Source organism: Salipiger mangrovisoli (assembly GCF_015223355.1).
GTDB lineage: Bacteria > Pseudomonadota > Alphaproteobacteria > Rhodobacterales > Rhodobacteraceae > Salipiger > Salipiger mangrovisoli.
The window spans coordinates 42,961-57,868 of the sequence record NZ_JADFFK010000008.1; the positions used below are offsets into that span (position 1 = coordinate 42,961).

The following is a 14,908-nucleotide window of genomic DNA, read 5'->3' on the forward strand; positions in this document are numbered from 1 at the left end:
CGGCAAGTCGGCTCGGCAGGGGCGGGTGCCGCCCCTCAGGTGCCGACGCCGACGCGGACCGGTCCGCGCCCCGCCGAGACACCCACCGAGGGGTGGACGCCGCCGGGGCCGATGGAAACGCCGGTATGAACCCGTGGTCCCCGGTTGGGGCCCTCGCATGCCGCAAGGAAGAAGGTTGCTGCGATCAGGGTCAGTCCGGCGAGTTTCTTCATCCGAGGATTTCCTTCCATCGGGCCACCTGCTCGCGCACACGGGCAGGGGCGGTTCCACCATAGCTCGTTCGACTTGCGACCGAATTATGCACGCCGAGGACGTCGAAGATACCCTCGGTGATGGTGCCGTTGACCGATTGCATCTCGTCCAGCGAAAGATCGCTCAGGTCGCAGCCCTTTTTTTCAGCCATGGCGACCAGCGCGCCGGTGACGTGGTGGGCGTCGCGGAAGGGCAGGCCGGTCTCGCGCACCAGCCAGTCGGCGAGGTCGGTGGCGGTGGAGAAGCCCGAGGCGGCCGCGGTCTCGAGGTTGGCGACATTGGCGGTCATGTCCTTGACCATGCCCTCCATCGCGGCGAGCGCCAGCATCAGGTTGTCGGCGGCGTCGAAGACCTGTTCCTTGTCTTCCTGCATGTCCTTGGAATAGGCCAGCGGCAGACCCTTCATCACCATCATGAGCGCGACATTGGCGCCGAAGATGCGGCCGATCTTGGCACGGATCAGCTCGGCGGCGTCGGGGTTCTTCTTCTGCGGCATGATCGACGAGCCGGTCGAGAAACGGTCCGACAGGGTCACGAAGCGGAACTGCGCCGAGGACCAGATCACCAGCTCTTCGGCGAAGCGCGACAGGTGCATGGCGCAGATCGAGGCGGCGGCGAGGAATTCCAGCGCGAAGTCGCGGTCGGAGACGGCATCGAGCGAGTTGGCCATGGGCCGGTCGAAGCCGAGCGCCTCGGCGGTCATCTGGCGGTCGATCGGGAAGCCGGTGCCCGCCAGCGCCGCGGCGCCGAGCGGGGATTCGTTCATCCGCTTGCGCGCGTCGCGCATCCGCGACAGGTCGCGTGCGAACATCTCGACATAGGCCATCATGTGGTGGCCCCAGGTGACCGGCTGCGCGGTCTGCAGGTGGGTGAAGCCGGGCATCACCCAGTCGGCGCCCGCCGCGGCCTGGCCCAGCAGCGCCTTCATCAGCGCGAGGATGCCGCCCTCGGCCGCGTCGAACTGGTCGCGCACCCAGAGCCGGAAGTCGGTCGCCACCTGGTCATTGCGCGAGCGCGCGGTGTGCAGACGGCCGGCGGGCTCGCCGATGATCTCCTTGAGACGCGCCTCGACGTTCATGTGGATGTCTTCGAGAGCGGTGGAGAACTCGAAGTCACCCGCCTTAATCTCTGACAAGACCGTGAGCAGACCTTCCCGGATGGCCTCGGCGTCGCTACTGTCCACGATGCCTGTGGCGGCGAGCATGGCCGCATGGGCCCTCGAGCCGGCAATATCCTGCGCCGCCAGCCGCTTGTCGAAGCCGATCGAGGCGTTGATCGCCTCCATGATGGCATCGGGTCCAGCGGCGAAACGGCCGCCCCACATCTGGTTCGAGGTCTTGTCCGACATGTGCTGCCTTTCCGGAGGGAAGATGAAAAAACTGGCCTTTGCGATCCTCTATACCGCTGGTGTTGCGCTTGCAAATCCGGCGCTGGCCGATGTCGAGGCCGCAAGCGCGCTCCGCGAAGGCGAGATGAAGAAACTGGTGTTCCACGAGGCCCCGAAGCCGGTGGGCAGCGCGGAGTTCGCCGATTTCGAGGGCAACCCCAAGGCGCTGTCCGAGTTGAAGGGCAAATGGGCGCTGGTGAACTTCTGGGCCACCTGGTGCGCACCCTGCCGCGAGGAGATGCCTGCGCTTTCGGCGCTGCAGTCCGAATTGGGCGGCGAGGGCTTCGAGGTGGTGACCATCGCTACCGGACGCAATCCGCCGCCCGCGATGACCACCTTCTTCGAAGAAATCGGCGTGGACAACCTGCCGCTCTACCGCGATCCCAAGTCGGCGCTGGCGCGCGAGATGGCGGTGCTGGGCCTGCCGGTGACCGTGCTGGTCAACCCCGAGGGCCAGGAGGTGGCGCGGATCACCGGGGACGTGGACTGGGGCTCGGACAACGCCAAGGCAGTGCTTGTCGCCGCGATGGGTGGCGAGGGCTGAGTTTCCCTCTGGCGGCGGGGCGCTGCTGGCTCGCCGTCGGCAGCACGCCCTTCGCAGCACTAGGGAAACAGGGCGGGAAGGGAAACAGGGTGGGAAGGAAAACAGGGCGGGAAGGCCCCGCCCTGTGTCACTCGTTACGAAAACTCACGACTGACACCAGTGCGACTCGCTACCGGGATCATGTCGTGCCAAAAACGTTTCGATGAAATCATCGGTGCCTTCGGGTGAGGCAAAATTCGCCAAAATTGATTAACGTTTCATTGCAATGCCAAAGAGATTCGGTGCAGCCGCGAGCGATCGCCGCTGCGCAGGTCGCGCCGCCAGCTTTCGCGCGGAGCGCCGATCTCGTCGAGGTTCGTGCCGCCGGTGGCGATGAGTCCCTCGCGGGTCCATTCCTTCCAGGCCAGCCCGGTTTCGGTCTGTAGGGTCTCGCGCAGGCGCAGCTCGCGCCGGCCGTCGGCGTGGATGATTTCATATTCGCATTCCCCCAGCGTGCGCGTGCAACTGTAGGGTTCGAACCGGGTGACGCTGCCCTGCGCGGTGACACTCAGCAGCACCTCGCCGCGCGCGTCGGTATAATAGCGGCCGGCGTAGAGCGCATCTCCGGTGGCGCCGTCGTAGAGGTCAAAGCGGAACAGCCCCTGCACCTCGCCGCGGGCGAGGTGGCTGACGACATGGCCTTGATCATCCTGCATGACCAACAGCGAGCCCGGCGCGAAACGCGCGGTCTCCATTGCGATATCCGCGTGCAGCGGTGCGGCCGCGAATGCCGCCAACAGGGCAGTTGCAAACAGGCGCATGGCAGTGCGCTCCTCCTCATGGCCCCCCGGCCGTGGCTTAGAGGGTGAGGGTTAACCCTGATTTAATCAAACATTTGACGCAAATGGGTCTTAATTTCTGGCGATTTCCGAGACAGTTTTCGCGCGCCGATCCCCACTGTTTCCTGCGATGGCTGTGAGGGGATCGAATCAATCGGCCGCAACGCGGCAGCGTGCCTTGAGATCGCCGGAATTTGGCGTCTAGCGGCAGTAACTTCCCGCGCGGTAGCGGGCGGTGTCGAGATGGAAGTGATCCTGGTGGAATCGATCCGATTCCGGCCCCAGGACCGTGCCGAAGGGGCCGCAGGCGCCGCTGTGCAGCTTGCGCAGCATGCGGCCCTCGGATCCCGAGCCCCAGTCGTCCAGGACCGAAATCTCGCTGCCGTCCTTCAGGCGGATCGCGGCGATGTCGATGGCGCGGCCCTTGCCGTGTTCGCTGAGCTTCGCGCCGGGCTGGTTGTTGCGCCCGCGGCAGGCGTAGCTCGCGGCGACACGCAGCCCCGCGACGCCGCCGCCGGTGGTGCCGATGGTGGGCACCACGGTCTTGTCGACCCAGGCCTTCAGCGCGCGCGCCGTGGTGCAGTCGATGGTCGCCCGTGTGCTGAGCGCAAGACCCGACACCGACCGCAGCTTGATCGCATCCTCGAGCCCGCACCCCGAGATGCGACCAGGAACCGACCCGATCTCGCTGCCTTGAAGCGCCGGGTCGCCGCAGACCGCGCCGCGCGTGCGTTCGCGGCGGAGCGCCAGCGCCCGTTCGACCACGGCGCGGCTGCGCGGGCTGGGGCGCAGCGACATCGGAATGGCCAGCGGTGAGCGCGCGGCAAAGGCGAGCCGCTGGACGATGTCACGCGCGGCCCGCTCCGGGCCAAGGCCGGGGTTGTCCGGGGAGGAGGGCTCCTGCGCCCCGGCCGCGTCCTGCGCAGCTTCGAGGCTTCCGGGCCGGGCTTTCGGCCGGTCGAGAGCGCCGTTCGGGGTCGCGGTGACGGGCGGTGCCTGGGGCTGCGGGGCTTCGGTCACGGCGCGCGCCAAGGGGCGCAGCGAGGCTTCCGGGGCGGCTTCGGGCGCGGCAGCCAGCGGCGATGCCAGAAACATCAGTGCCGCCAGTGCCGCTGCCCGAGGGATCATTTTTGCACCTTCACCCGTCCGAAATCCGGGGCATCCGTGTCCTGACCGGCCTGCAGGATGCCGCGACGAATTTCCCGCGTCCGGGTGAAGTAGTCAAAGAGCAATTGACCGTCGCCCGTCCGGATGGCGCGTTGCAGCGCAAAGAGCTCTTCGGTGAAACGCCCGAGGATCTCCAGCGTGGCCTGCTTGTTGGTCATGAAGACGTCGCGCCACATGGTCGGATCCGAGGCGGCGATGCGGGTGAAGTCGCGGAAGCCGGCGGCCGAGAACTTGATGACCTCCTGGTCCGAGACCCGGCGCAGGTCGTCGGCAACCCCCACCATGGTGTAGGCGATGAGGTGCGGCACGTGGCTCACCACCGCGCAGACGAGGTCGTGGTGCTCGACCTCCATCTGCTCGGTCTTCGCGCCGAGCGCTTGCCAGAATGCCTCGACCCGCGCGGTGGCCTCCTCGGGCGCCCCGTCCGGCACGATCAGGCACCAACGGTTGTCGTAGAGCGAGGCAAAGCCGGCGTCGGGGCCGGAATGCTCGGTGCCCGCCATCGGGTGGGTCGGCACGAAATGGACGCCCTCGGGCAGATGCGGGCGCACGGCCTCGATGACTTCCTTCTTCACCGAGCCAACGTCGCTGACGGTGCAGCCGGGCTTGAGATGCGGCGCGATCGCTTCTGCGATCGGCCCCATGGCCCCGACTGGGACGGCGAGGATCACCAAGTCGGCGTCTTTCACCGCCGCCTCGGCGCTGTCCACGATCTCGTGGCAGAGGCCAAGGCGTTTTGCCGTCTCGCGAGTCTCTGCCGAGCGCGCGTAGCCGGTCACATGGGCCTCCATGCCCGCGCGCTTCATCGCCCAGTAGATCGACGAGGCGATCAGGCCGAGGCCGATCAGGGCAACGCGCTGGTAACTCTGCGCCTCGCTCATCGCGCGCCGGCCTTGAACTGCCCCACCAGATGCGCCACGCGGCGGCACGAGGCTTCATCGCCCACCGTGATGCGCAGCGCGTGCGGCAGCTTGTAAGAGGTGGTGCGGCGGACGATCACGCCCTGCGACTGCAGGTAGGCATCGCAGGCCTCGGCCTCGGCCTGAGAGCCGAAGCGGGCCAGGATGAAGTTCGCGGTCGAGGCGTCCGAGGACACGCCATGCTCGGCCAGTGCCTCGCCCAGCCAGGCGCGCATGCGGGCGTTCTCGGTGCGGCACTTCTCGACATAGGCGGTGTCGCGGATCGAGGCCTCGGCCGCGGTCAGCGTCAGCCCCGCCACGTTGAACGGTCCGCGCACGCGATTCAGAACGTCGACGATCACCTGCGGGCCGTAGCCCCAGCCGATGCGCATGCCGCCAAGCCCGTAAAGCTTCGAGAAGGTGCGGGTCATGAAGACGTTGGGCCGCTCGGTGGCGAGCTTCGCGCCGCCGTCGTAGCCCTCGACGTATTCCGCATAGGCGCTGTCGATCACCAGCATCGCGGTCTCGGGGATGCCGTTGGCCAGCCGCTCGAGCTCGGCGAGGCCGATCATCGTGCCGGTGGGGTTGGCCGGGTTGGCAACGAAGACCAGCCGGGTGCGTTCGGTGCAGGCGGCAAGGATGGTGTCGACGCTGACCACGCGGTCCTGCTCGGCCACCTCGACGGGGGTCGCCCCGGCGGCCATGGCCGAGATCTTGTGCATGGCAAAGCCGTGCTCGGTGTGGATCACCTCGGTGCCCGGCCCGGCGTAGGCCTGGCAGAGGAAGGCGATGATCTCGTCCGAACCCGCGCCGCAGATGATGCGCTGCGGATCGAGGTCCCAGACCTCGCCGATCGCCTCGCGCAGGCTGGCATGATCCGAGGAAGGATAGCGGTGCATTTCATGCACCACGCGCCGCACCGCCTCCTGCGCCGCCGGGGAGGGGCCGAAGGGGTTCTCGTTGGAGCTGAGCTTGATGACGTTCGAGACGCCCGCCACATGCGACGAGCCACCGACGTAGAGCTCGATGTCCATGATGCCGGGTTGCGGTTCGATGCCAGCCATATGCGGTCTTTCCTCAGACTAAGAGTGCCGCGCCGTCATAGCGCGGCGCCGCGGCACATGCCAGTCTCGGGAAGGGCCCGATGGGCTCAGACGACGACCTCGTGGCGCTCCTGCTCGCCGACCTCGAAGACTCGCTTGTAGCGGGCGATCTCCTCGGCGGGACCCATCGCCTTGTTGGGGTTGTCCGAGAGCTTGACCGTGGGACGCCCATTGGCGCTGATCGCCTTGCAGACGAGGCTGAAGGGGGCGAGACGGTCGTCGGGGGTGAGGCCGCGGAAATCGTTGGTCAGCAGCGTGCCCCAGCCGAAGGACACCCGCACCCGGCCCGAGAACTTGTGGTAAAGCTCGAGGATCTTCTCCTCGTCGAGCCCGTCCGAGAAGATCACCAGCTTCTCGCGCGGGTCCTCGCCGCGCTCCTGCCACCAGCGGATGGCGATCTCGGCGCCGGTCTCGGGATCGCCGCTGTCGATGCGGATGCCGGTCCAGCCCGCCAGCCAGTCGGGCGCGTTCCTGAGGAAGCCTTCGGTGCCGTAGGTGTCGGGCAGGATCATCCGCAGGTTGCCCTCGTGCTCGCGGTGCCAGTCGGCCAGAACATCGTAGGGTGCGCGGGCGAGCGCCGCGTCATCCTCGGCCAGCGCGGCGTAGACCATGGGCAGCTCGTGGGCATTGGTGCCGATCGCTTCCAGATCGCGGTTCTTGGCGATCAGGCAGTTGGAGGTGCCGGTGAAGCCCTCGCCCAGCCCCTCGACCATCGCCTGCACGCACCAGTCCTGCCAGAGAAAGCTGTGGCGGCGCCGCGTGCCGAAATCGGCGATCTTCAGTCCGGGCTGGCCGCGCAGACGCTCGATCTTCTCCCAGAGCTTGGTGGCGGCGCGGGCGTAGAGCACCTGCAGCTCGAACTTGCCCATTTGATTGAGCACGGCGCGGCCGCGCAGTTCCATCAGCACGGCAAGCGCGGGGATCTCCCACAGCATCACCTCGGGCCAGCTGCCCTCGAAGGTCAGCTCGTACTGGTCGCCGACGCGCTCGAGGAAATAGGGCGGCAGGCGCAGCTTCTCGAACCACTCCATGAAGTCGGGGCGGAACATCTGGCGCTTGCCGTAGAAGGTGTTGCCGCGCAGCCATGTGCTTTCTCCGCGGGTCAGGCTGAGCGAGCGGATGTGGTCCAGCTGTTCACGCAGCTCCCCCTCGTCGATCAGCTTGGCCAGCGGCACGTTGCTGGAGCGGTTGATCAGGCTGAAGGTGACCTGCGTGTCGCGCCGGTTGTGATAGACCGACTGGCACATCAGCAGTTTGTAGAAATCGGTATCGATCAGCGACCGGACGATCGGATCGATCTTCCAGCGGTGGTTCCAGACTCGGGTCGCGATTTCCACGGCGCACACTCCTCACGGGCAGTCGGGGCCCCTGTTACGCGAATGTGACAGGAAGGGCCAAGCGCTTTCTGCCTGTCCGGCAACGGCTTGCGGGACGAATTGTTCCCGCGGGCGGCGGTTCAGGCGCTCTGGGAGAGCTTCACGCCAACGCGCTGCATCTCGGTCCGGGCGGCCGAGAGCGACCCGTTGAGGTCGATGGCGCGGCACAGGTCTTCGCGCACGGTGACGGCGAAATCGAGCCTTGCCGCGTCGAGCGCCGAATAGGTCACGCAGAAATCGGTGGCGAGGCCGACAAGGGTCAGCCGCTCGATGCCCCGGCTGCGCAGATAGCCCTCGAGCCCGGTCGGCGTGCGGCGGTCGTTCTCGAAAAAGGCGGAATAGCTGTCGATCGCCGGGTTGTAGCCCTTGCGCAGGATCAGGTCGGCGCGGTCGGTGTCGAGCCCGGAATGGAAGGCCGCGCCCGCGCTGCCGATGACGCAATGGTCGGGCCACAGAACCTGTGGGCCATAGGGCATTTCCGTCAGGTCGTAGGGCGCCTTGCCGTCGTGCGCGCTGGCAAAGGAGGAATGCCCCGCCGGGTGCCAGTCCTGGGTCAGGACAACCGCATCGGCCTCGGCCATCAGCGCGTTGATCGGGGCGACGATCTCGTCGCCGCCGGACACCGCCAGCGCGCCGCCGGGGCAGAAATCATTCTGGACGTCGATGACGATGAGCGCGTGCATGGTCAAATCTCCGGCGGACTGCGGCAGCTTCCCAAAGGCTTACGCGCCGCGCCGCGCAGCCGTCAATGCTGCGGCAATCCGGTCGCTTGCCCGACTCGGGGCTTGGGCGTAAACGCGCCCGCATGTTCACAGTCTGCGCCCTCTATCACTTCACCCGCTTCGACGATCCCGCCGCGCTGCGCGGCCCGCTGCTCGACCTCTGTCTGGCGAACGGCGTGACCGGCACGCTGCTGCTGGCCGGCGAGGGGATCAACGGCACCGTCGCCGGCCCGCGCACCGGTATCGACGCGGTGCTTGCGCATCTGCGGGCGCTGCCCGGGTGTGCCGATCTGGAATGGAAATTCTCCGAGGCCGCCGAGCGCCCCTTCGCCCGCATGAAGGTGCGGCTGAAGAAGGAGATCGTTACCATGGGCCAGCCCGGCGTCGATCCGCGCGCCAGCGTCGGCCACTACGTCGCGCCCGCCGACTGGAACGAGCTGATCCGCTCGCCCGACGTGGCGGTGATCGACACGCGCAACGATTACGAGGTCGCCATCGGCACCTTCGAGGGCGCGGTCGATCCGCAGACCGCCTCGTTCCGCGAGTTTCCCGCCTGGTGGGAGAAGAACAAGGAGCGCTTCCACAACAAGCGCATCGCCATGTTCTGCACCGGCGGCATCCGGTGCGAGAAATCCACCAACTACCTCTTGAGCCAGGGGGTCGAGGAGGTTTTCCACCTCAAGGGCGGCATCCTGAAATACCTCGAGGAGGTGCCCGAGGAGGACAGCGCCTGGCAGGGCAGCTGCTTCGTCTTCGATGGTCGGGTGTCGGTCGAGCACGGGCTGCGCGAGGGCCCGCACGGGCTCTGCCACGCCTGCCGCCGCCCGATCCTGCCCGAGGATCAAGCCCGCCCCGGATACGAAGAGGGCGTGTCCTGCCACCAGTGCGTCGCCGAGACTTCGGACGAGGACAAGGCGCGCTTCCGCGAGCGGCAGAAGCAGATCGCGCTGGCCAAGGCGCGTGGCGAACGGCACCTCCACGCCGACGTGCCGGGCGAGGGCGATGGCGCCTGACCCGCGCCAGGCCGCTTGGCGGCGCAGGGTTTGACGCACGATTCGACCTCTCGCGGCAGGTCTTCTTTTGCTGCCGCTCAGAAATAGCTGCGCACCAGCGCGCCCGAGAGCAGCGACCAGCCGTCGGCAATCACGAAGAAGGCGAGCTTGAAGGGCAGCGAGACGATCGCGGGCGGCACCATCATCATGCCCATGGACATCAGCACCGCCGCGACCACCAGGTCGATGATCAGGAACGGCAGGAAGATCAGGAAGCCGACCTGGAAGGCGCGGGCGATTTCCGACAGCATGAAGCTGGGGATCAGCAGCGACAGCGGCGCATCGGCTGACAGCGCGGTGCCCTCGATGCCGGGGCGCAGTTCGGCCATGGCTTCAAAGGTGGCCGGATCGCAGCGCCCGGCCATGAAGCCGCGGAATGGCTGCAACGTGCGCTCGGTCGCCTCGACCAGCTCGATGCGCTCGTCGAGCAGCGGCGCAATCCCCTGCTGCCAGGCTTCGGTGAGGGTCGGCTCCATCACGAAGAAGGTCAGGAACAGCGCCAGGCTGACGATCAGCATGTTGGGCGGCGATTGCTGGAGACCAAGCGCCTGCCGCAGGATCGCCAGCACGGTGACGATGAAGGGAAAGCAGGTGACCATGATCGCGATGCCCGGCGCGAGGCTGAGCAAGGTTACCAGCGCGATGAGTTGAAGGCTGACCGCGGTGACCGAGCCGCCCTGTCCCAAATCGACCGTGATCTGCTGCGCCGAGGCGGCACCGGGCAGCAGCGGGAAGAACCAGAGGGGCAGCTTGCGCATCGGTCAGCCGGGGCTCTGGATGTCCATCACTTCAAGCAGACGCACCGCCAGCTGCGCGTTCTCGCCCTCGCCGGTGACTTCCAGCGCGCCGGTGCCGATCAGCTTGTCGCCGACATAGAGTTCGACCGGGTCCTCGAGCCGGCGATCCAGTGTAAGCACCGAGCCTTCACCCAGCTTGAGCAGGTCCCGTACCAACGGCCTGGCGCGGCCGACCGAGACGGTGATCTCGATTGGCACCGATGTGAAGGGCGCGCCGCCGCGCCCGCCGGCCGGTTTCCCGTCGGCGTCCGAGATGTCATCCATGCGCCGCGTTCCTCCGGTTGTCATGGGCGAAGCCTTCGACCGCGCGGCTCACTTCCTGGAGCAGGCCGCTCAGGTCGATCTGCCGCTCGGTGTCGCCGAAACGCAGGTCGGCCTGCCCCTCGGCGAGCGTTGCGTCTTCCTCGAGCCGCAGCGGAAAGCCGAAATCCTGCTCCAGCAGCGGCGCGACCTGCATGGTGGTTCCCGGGGCCACGGCAATCACAACGTCGCGGCGCGCGATCTCCTGCGCCATCATCGCCAGCTGTTCGCGCAGGTGGAGTCCCAGCGTCTGGTGCAGGAGCGCGGGCAGCAAGGCGTGCAGCATCTCTTCGAAGAGCGGGGTCACCCCGTCGAGCATCTGGCGGTAGGCTTCGTTGTAGGTGAAGGACAGGTCCTGCAGGTTCTGCGCGAAATCGCTGGCGATACGGCCGGACTCCTCGCTTTGCGCCTTGATCGCGTCGTCCCATCCGGCGCGGTAGCCGGTGTCGAAGGACTCGAGTGTCGCCGCTTCGACCTCGGCTGTGCCAAGCGAGTCGGCAGGCTCCGGCATCCCACTGCGAGGGTGCGAGAAATCCTCGAGAAAATTCAACAGTTTGGTCACTTCGCTTCTTCCTTCTCGTCGAGCCAGCTGCGCAGGATTTCCACCGTTTCGGTCTTGCGCTCTTCGATCAGGGCGCGCAGTCGGTCCACCGGATCTTCCACGCTGGGAGAATCGAAATCGACCATTCCGAGTCCGCCGAAATCAGGACCGCTTCCAAGGGACGCGAGCGGCGCAAACCCGTCATCCTCGGCGATCTCGCCGGTCAGGGTCTCGGCCGCGGGCGTCGTTCCGGGAAGCGCGAGCGGCGCGGCGCCCGCGGCCTTGCCAGCAAGAATCGGACGGACGACAAACAGCCCGAGGATCAAAGCCACGGCGGAGAGCACGCCGAGCTGGATCAAGGTCATCGGATCGAGCGGGACGGCGAACCAGCCGGGCTCTATGGGGCCGGTGCCGAGCCCCTCGGGCCGCTCGAAAGGCAGCGAGCGCAGGGTGATCTGGTCGCCGCGGGTTTCGTCGAATCCGACGGCGGAGGCGACGAGGTCGCGCAGCGCCGCCAGTTCGGTATCGGGCAGCGGCACGAAGGTCTGGGTCCCGTCGGTGCCGGCCTCGAAGCGGCCGTTGACCAGCACGGCCACGGTCAGGCGACGCACCGCGCCGGGGCCTCGGGTGACCTCGCGCGTGGTTTCCGAGACCTCGTAGTTCACCCGTTCGCGCGTATCGCTGTTCTGGCTCGACGAGGACTGGTTGCCGCCCGCCTGGCCGTCGGGCAGATTCGAGGCCACGGTCACCTCTGGGCTGCCGCTGTTCTGATTGCTGCTGCTGCCCTCTTCGGTGTCGGTGGAGACCGCGACCCGCCCTTCCGGATCAAACCGCCTTTCGCGGATAGATTCGCTTTCGGTCACGGTGTCGACGCTGACCTCGACCACGGCGTTGCCGGTGCCGACGCGGGCTTCGATCAACCGCTGCACCCGGTCGCGCAGCGCCAGGGCGCGGTCCTCGGCGCTGGGACCGCTGCCAGTGTCCTCTTCGGAGCCGACAAGCCCGGCGACACTGTCGATGACCGCGACCTCCTCGGGCACCAAACCGGGCACGGCGGAAGCAACGAGGTATTTCAGGGCGCGCGCCTGGGCCGGCGAGATCGCGGCGCCGCTGGCCGTCACCGAGATCGAGGCAGAGGGCGCGACGTCGCGCTGGAAGGGATTCGCCGAGGAGTTGGCGATATGGACGCGGGCCGAGGACACCAGCGGGCTGGCGACGATGGTGCGCGCCAATTCCCCCTCCTTGGCGCGCCAGTAGGCGGCGTCGAACATCTGCGAGGTCGTGCCGAATCCGGACAGCGTATCAAGCAGTTCGTAGCCTTGCGTGCTGTTGGCGGGCAGCCCTTCGCTGGCCAGCGTCATGCGCAGCGCGTCGCGCTGGCTGTCGGGGACGAAAATCGCGCCGCCGCGCACCTCGAAAGGCACGCCGCGCGATTCGAGCGCTTCGACCACCTCGCCGGCGGTGCCGTTCTCCAGGCCGGCGTAGAGCAGCGCCATCGGCGGAGATCCGGCGACCCGCGCGAGGGCGAGCATCGCCAGGACCATGGCCAATGTGGCCGCGATGGCCACCGCGCGGCGGCGCGGGGTGAGCGCGCTCCAGACTGTCGCGAGTTGCTGCAAGAACACCTCCGTTTCGGCCCGGCGCGTGGTTCGGCGCGGGGGACTGGGCTGTTTCTCCGCCGGGAACAAACCGCCACCGGCAGGGGTATGTTTGGCGGATCGGACTTAACATTCGGTTAGCCTCTGCCGGCCTATAAGCGGGCCGTCAGACGAGAGGTGCCGCATGACCGACGCCACCGCCGACGCGGCCGGCGAAGATGAAGCGCCGCGCAAGAAAGGATCGAAACTGCCGCTGCTTGTCGGGCTGCTCTTCGCGCTTCTGGGCGGAGGTGGTGGTTTCTTCGCGGCTTATTCGGGCCTGCTGCCCTTCCTCGGGAGTGCTCAGTCCGAAGCGGCCGCCGGGCAGGCTGCCGCCGATGCGGGGCATGGCGAAGGCGGACATGAAAACACGGGGGATCCGGATGCCGCCGCCGGCGTGGCGAGTTTCATTGAATTGCCGCAGCTAGTCGCCTCGCTTGGGCCGGTGACGGCGCTGCACCACTTGCGCTTCAGCGCGCAACTCGAAGTCGCGCCGGAGCGCCGCGCGGCGGTGGAGCAGCTGATGCCGCGGATCCTCGATGTGCTGAACACCTACCTGCGCGCGCTCGAGCCGCGGGACGTGGAGGCGCAAGGGGCGTTGATCCGGCTGCGTGCCCAGATGCTGCGCCGCATCCAGATGGTCGCTGGCGAAGATGGCGTCCGCGACCTTCTGGTGACCGAATTCGTGCTCAACTGAGGGGGTATTCATGGAGATGATCGCCGATATCCTGCTGGCGGCCGGGGCCCTTGGCGCCGGATTCTACTGCCTTGTCCTGTCGCGGCGGCTGACCCGGTTCACCGACCTAGAGAAAGGGGTCGGTGGCGCGGTGGCGGTGCTGTCGGCGCAGGTCGATGATCTCACGCGGACCCTTGGGGCGGCGCGACAGGCGGCGGGCAGCTCCGCCGATGCGCTCACCGATCTCACCCAGCGCGGCGAGCAGGTGGCGCAGCGGCTCGAACTCCTGATTGCCTCGATGCATGATCTGCCCGAGGTCGCTCCGACCGCGGAAGCCGGGACCGCGGAAACCCGCGGCACGGACCCCGCGTCGACGGACGAAGCACGGCCGGCCGGGACGGGCGAGCCGGTGTTCCTGCGCCATTCGCGCAGCGGCGCAGCCTGATGCGCCGGCACCTTCGCAAGTTGATTCCCGGCCGGGGTGTCCTGGCGATCATCAGCGGCTTGATGATTGCCTCGGCCATGGTCAGGCTCGGGGCGGGCGCGGCCCAAGCGCTGGACAACCTTCCGAAAGGCGAGGTCGCGAACGGGCTGCCCGGCGACACCTCTCCTGCCGCCGATGCGGCATTCCAGCCCGGAGCCTGCGTCGGAGAGGAGGATCTTGCCCCTGCGCTGGAGGCGCTGCGCGCCCGTGAGGCGCAGGTCGCGCAGCGTGAGGAAGAGCTGCGCAGCCGGCTGCAATCGCTGCAGGTGGCAGAGACGACAATCGATCAGAAGCTTGCCGCCATGCAGGACAGCGAGCAGCGGCTTCGGGCCACGCTGGCCATGGCGGAAACCGCAGCCGAGAATGACGTGGCCCAGCTCACGCAGGTCTATGCCAACATGAAGCCGCGCGAGGCGGCTGCGGTGTTCTCGCAGATGGAGCCCGATTTCGCCGCTGGCTTCCTGGGGCGGATGCGGCCCGACGCGGCGGCCGCCATCCTGTCGGGTATGGACCCCAAGCTCGCCTATACGATCAGCGTCATGCTCGCCGGTCGGAATGCCAACGCGCCGAAGAACTAGGGCCTCGGCGCGCCGGAGTCAGCCCTTGGCGCCGGACGGGCGCAGGGCAAAGGCCTCGATCTGTGCGGCGGGGAGAGCGCCCGACTGACGTGCCGATTCGCGGCCCTTGTCGAAGGAAATCAGCGTCGGAATACCGCGAATGCCGAACTGGGCGGCCGCCTTCTGGTGTTGCTCGGTGTTCAGCTTCACCAGCCGGGCCTTCCCCTTCAGCGCCGTGGCCGCCTTGGAATACTCCGGGCCCATCATCCGGCAGGGCCCGCACCAGGGGGCCCAGAAATCCACCACCAGTGGGGCTTCGTCGGTCCGGATCGCCTTTGCGAGCGTCTCGGCGTCGATCTCATGCGCCTTGCCATCCATCAAAGGGGTGCCGCAAGTGCCGCATTTCGGTCCTGCGGCAAGTCTTTCTTGCGGCACGCGGTTGGTCTGGCCACAATCGAAGCAGACAAGCTTGACCATTTCGTGATCTCCATACATTCATTTCAACTGATATGTGTTCCCCGCGCAATTGTGACAATGCCTTTGTCCGTCCCCCATTGATTTTACCCGCCGTGGCCACAGAATCCCGGTGCCCAGAG

General features: G+C 67.3%; 18 protein-coding genes. 5 read left to right on the forward strand and 13 right to left on the reverse strand.

The genetic code is table 11. From position 1 onward, the window contains the following. Positions 1 to 35: 35 nt before the first annotated feature. Positions 36 to 212: a hypothetical protein gene (locus tag IQ782_RS11905; protein WP_194134866.1), complete on the reverse strand. Its 177-nt coding sequence runs from the start codon at positions 210 to 212 to the stop codon at positions 36 to 38. Further along, a complete protein-coding gene (gene argH, locus IQ782_RS11910) occupies positions 209 to 1,600 on the reverse strand; it encodes an argininosuccinate lyase (protein WP_194134867.1) in 1,392 nt (463 codons plus the stop codon). Before argH ends, IQ782_RS11905 begins: the two co-directional genes overlap by 4 nt. A gap of 22 nt (positions 1,601 to 1,622) precedes the next feature. Here argH and IQ782_RS11915 point away from each other — a divergent pair, with 22 nt between their 5' ends. After that, positions 1,623 to 2,183 (forward strand): TlpA disulfide reductase family protein, encoded by a 561-nt coding sequence (locus tag IQ782_RS11915; protein ID WP_194134868.1) that lies wholly within the window; start codon positions 1,623 to 1,625, stop codon positions 2,181 to 2,183. A gap of 257 nt (positions 2,184 to 2,440) precedes the next feature. On the opposite strand, the gene IQ782_RS11920 is transcribed toward IQ782_RS11915, so the two are convergent. The 6 genes from IQ782_RS11920 to pncA form a co-directional block, all read right to left on the reverse strand. Beyond that, the gene (locus IQ782_RS11920) at positions 2,441 to 2,983 is read right to left on the reverse strand and encodes a hypothetical protein (RefSeq protein WP_194134869.1); all 543 of its coding nucleotides are present in this window, start codon (positions 2,981 to 2,983) and stop codon (positions 2,441 to 2,443) included. Between the two features lie 219 nt (positions 2,984 to 3,202). Then, positions 3,203 to 4,129: an extensin-like domain-containing protein gene (locus tag IQ782_RS11925; RefSeq protein ID WP_194134870.1), complete on the reverse strand. Its 927-nt coding sequence runs from the start codon at positions 4,127 to 4,129 to the stop codon at positions 3,203 to 3,205. Further along, the gene (locus tag IQ782_RS11930) at positions 4,126 to 5,049 is read right to left on the reverse strand and encodes a prephenate/arogenate dehydrogenase family protein (protein ID WP_194134871.1); all 924 of its coding nucleotides are present in this window, start codon (positions 5,047 to 5,049) and stop codon (positions 4,126 to 4,128) included. Before IQ782_RS11930 ends, IQ782_RS11925 begins: the two co-directional genes overlap by 4 nt. Further along, positions 5,046 to 6,131, reverse strand: coding sequence for a histidinol-phosphate transaminase (gene hisC, locus IQ782_RS11935; protein ID WP_194134872.1), 1,086 nt, complete (start codon positions 6,129 to 6,131; stop codon positions 5,046 to 5,048). Before hisC ends, IQ782_RS11930 begins: the two co-directional genes overlap by 4 nt. Positions 6,132 to 6,217: 86 nt before the next feature. Next, positions 6,218 to 7,507 (reverse strand): nicotinate phosphoribosyltransferase, encoded by a 1,290-nt coding sequence (pncB, locus tag IQ782_RS11940; RefSeq protein ID WP_194134873.1) that lies wholly within the window; start codon positions 7,505 to 7,507, stop codon positions 6,218 to 6,220. Positions 7,508 to 7,626: 119 nt separating this feature from the next. After that, the gene (pncA, locus tag IQ782_RS11945; protein ID WP_194134874.1) at positions 7,627 to 8,229 is read right to left on the reverse strand and encodes a bifunctional nicotinamidase/pyrazinamidase; all 603 of its coding nucleotides are present in this window, start codon (positions 8,227 to 8,229) and stop codon (positions 7,627 to 7,629) included. A gap of 122 nt (positions 8,230 to 8,351) precedes the next feature. Here pncA and trhO point away from each other — a divergent pair, with 122 nt between their 5' ends. Next, the gene (gene trhO / locus IQ782_RS11950; RefSeq protein WP_194134875.1) at positions 8,352 to 9,281 is read left to right on the forward strand and encodes an oxygen-dependent tRNA uridine(34) hydroxylase TrhO; all 930 of its coding nucleotides are present in this window, start codon (positions 8,352 to 8,354) and stop codon (positions 9,279 to 9,281) included. Between the two features lie 77 nt (positions 9,282 to 9,358). Here trhO and fliP read toward each other — a convergent pair whose 3' ends face one another. The 4 genes from fliP to fliF are packed head-to-tail and all read right to left on the reverse strand — an operon-like array spanning position 9,359 to position 12,577. Next, the gene (fliP, locus tag IQ782_RS11955) at positions 9,359 to 10,078 is read right to left on the reverse strand and encodes a flagellar type III secretion system pore protein FliP (protein WP_194134876.1); all 720 of its coding nucleotides are present in this window, start codon (positions 10,076 to 10,078) and stop codon (positions 9,359 to 9,361) included. A 3-nt stretch (positions 10,079 to 10,081) separates the two neighbouring features. Further along, positions 10,082 to 10,381, reverse strand: coding sequence for a FliM/FliN family flagellar motor switch protein (locus IQ782_RS11960; RefSeq protein ID WP_194134877.1), 300 nt, complete (start codon positions 10,379 to 10,381; stop codon positions 10,082 to 10,084). Beyond that, positions 10,374 to 10,979, reverse strand: coding sequence for an ABC transporter ATP-binding protein (locus IQ782_RS11965; RefSeq protein WP_194134878.1), 606 nt, complete (start codon positions 10,977 to 10,979; stop codon positions 10,374 to 10,376). Before IQ782_RS11965 ends, IQ782_RS11960 begins: the two co-directional genes overlap by 8 nt. Then, positions 10,976 to 12,577 (reverse strand): flagellar basal-body MS-ring/collar protein FliF, encoded by a 1,602-nt coding sequence (fliF, locus tag IQ782_RS11970; RefSeq protein WP_194134879.1) that lies wholly within the window; start codon positions 12,575 to 12,577, stop codon positions 10,976 to 10,978. The genes IQ782_RS11965 and fliF overlap by 4 nt, the downstream gene beginning before the upstream one ends. Positions 12,578 to 12,740: 163 nt before the next feature. Here fliF and IQ782_RS11975 point away from each other — a divergent pair, with 163 nt between their 5' ends. From IQ782_RS11975 to IQ782_RS11985, 3 genes are read left to right on the forward strand one after another with little or no spacing between them, the layout of a single operon-like run. Continuing rightward, entirely contained in the window at positions 12,741 to 13,292 is a 552-nt protein-coding gene (locus IQ782_RS11975; protein WP_194134880.1) for a flagellar basal body-associated FliL family protein, read from the forward strand. Between the two features lie 10 nt (positions 13,293 to 13,302). Next, positions 13,303 to 13,716, forward strand: a complete 414-nt coding sequence (locus IQ782_RS11980; RefSeq protein ID WP_194134881.1) for a hypothetical protein — start codon at positions 13,303 to 13,305, stop codon at positions 13,714 to 13,716. Next, positions 13,716 to 14,333 (forward strand): MotE family protein, encoded by a 618-nt coding sequence (locus IQ782_RS11985; protein WP_194134882.1) that lies wholly within the window; start codon positions 13,716 to 13,718, stop codon positions 14,331 to 14,333. The genes IQ782_RS11980 and IQ782_RS11985 overlap by 1 nt, the downstream gene beginning before the upstream one ends. An 18-nt stretch (positions 14,334 to 14,351) precedes the next feature. On the opposite strand, the gene trxC is transcribed toward IQ782_RS11985, so the two are convergent. Next, positions 14,352 to 14,789 (reverse strand): thioredoxin TrxC, encoded by a 438-nt coding sequence (gene trxC / locus IQ782_RS11990; protein WP_194134883.1) that lies wholly within the window; start codon positions 14,787 to 14,789, stop codon positions 14,352 to 14,354. Positions 14,790 to 14,908 lie beyond the last annotated feature (119 nt).

Coding starts and splice junctions, on each gene's coding strand:
- IQ782_RS11905 (WP_194134866.1), bottom strand. CDS start 212: ATGAAGAAACTCGCCGGACTGACCCTGATCGCAGCAACCTTCTTCCTT.
- argH (WP_194134867.1), bottom strand. CDS start 1,600: ATGTCGGACAAGACCTCGAACCAGATGTGGGGCGGCCGTTTCGCCGCT.
- IQ782_RS11915 (WP_194134868.1), top strand. CDS start 1,623: ATGAAAAAACTGGCCTTTGCGATCCTCTATACCGCTGGTGTTGCGCTT.
- IQ782_RS11920 (WP_194134869.1), bottom strand. CDS start 2,983: ATGCGCCTGTTTGCAACTGCCCTGTTGGCGGCATTCGCGGCCGCACCG.
- IQ782_RS11925 (WP_194134870.1), bottom strand. CDS start 4,129: ATGATCCCTCGGGCAGCGGCACTGGCGGCACTGATGTTTCTGGCATCG.
- IQ782_RS11930 (WP_194134871.1), bottom strand. CDS start 5,049: ATGAGCGAGGCGCAGAGTTACCAGCGCGTTGCCCTGATCGGCCTCGGC.
- hisC (WP_194134872.1), bottom strand. CDS start 6,131: ATGGCTGGCATCGAACCGCAACCCGGCATCATGGACATCGAGCTCTAC.
- pncA (WP_194134874.1), bottom strand. CDS start 8,229: ATGCACGCGCTCATCGTCATCGACGTCCAGAATGATTTCTGCCCCGGC.
- trhO (WP_194134875.1), top strand. CDS start 8,352: ATGTTCACAGTCTGCGCCCTCTATCACTTCACCCGCTTCGACGATCCC.
- fliP (WP_194134876.1), bottom strand. CDS start 10,078: ATGCGCAAGCTGCCCCTCTGGTTCTTCCCGCTGCTGCCCGGTGCCGCC.
- IQ782_RS11960 (WP_194134877.1), bottom strand. CDS start 10,381: ATGGATGACATCTCGGACGCCGACGGGAAACCGGCCGGCGGGCGCGGC.
- IQ782_RS11975 (WP_194134880.1), top strand. CDS start 12,741: ATGACCGACGCCACCGCCGACGCGGCCGGCGAAGATGAAGCGCCGCGC.
- IQ782_RS11980 (WP_194134881.1), top strand. CDS start 13,303: ATGGAGATGATCGCCGATATCCTGCTGGCGGCCGGGGCCCTTGGCGCC.
- IQ782_RS11985 (WP_194134882.1), top strand. CDS start 13,716: ATGCGCCGGCACCTTCGCAAGTTGATTCCCGGCCGGGGTGTCCTGGCG.
- trxC (WP_194134883.1), bottom strand. CDS start 14,789: ATGGTCAAGCTTGTCTGCTTCGATTGTGGCCAGACCAACCGCGTGCCG.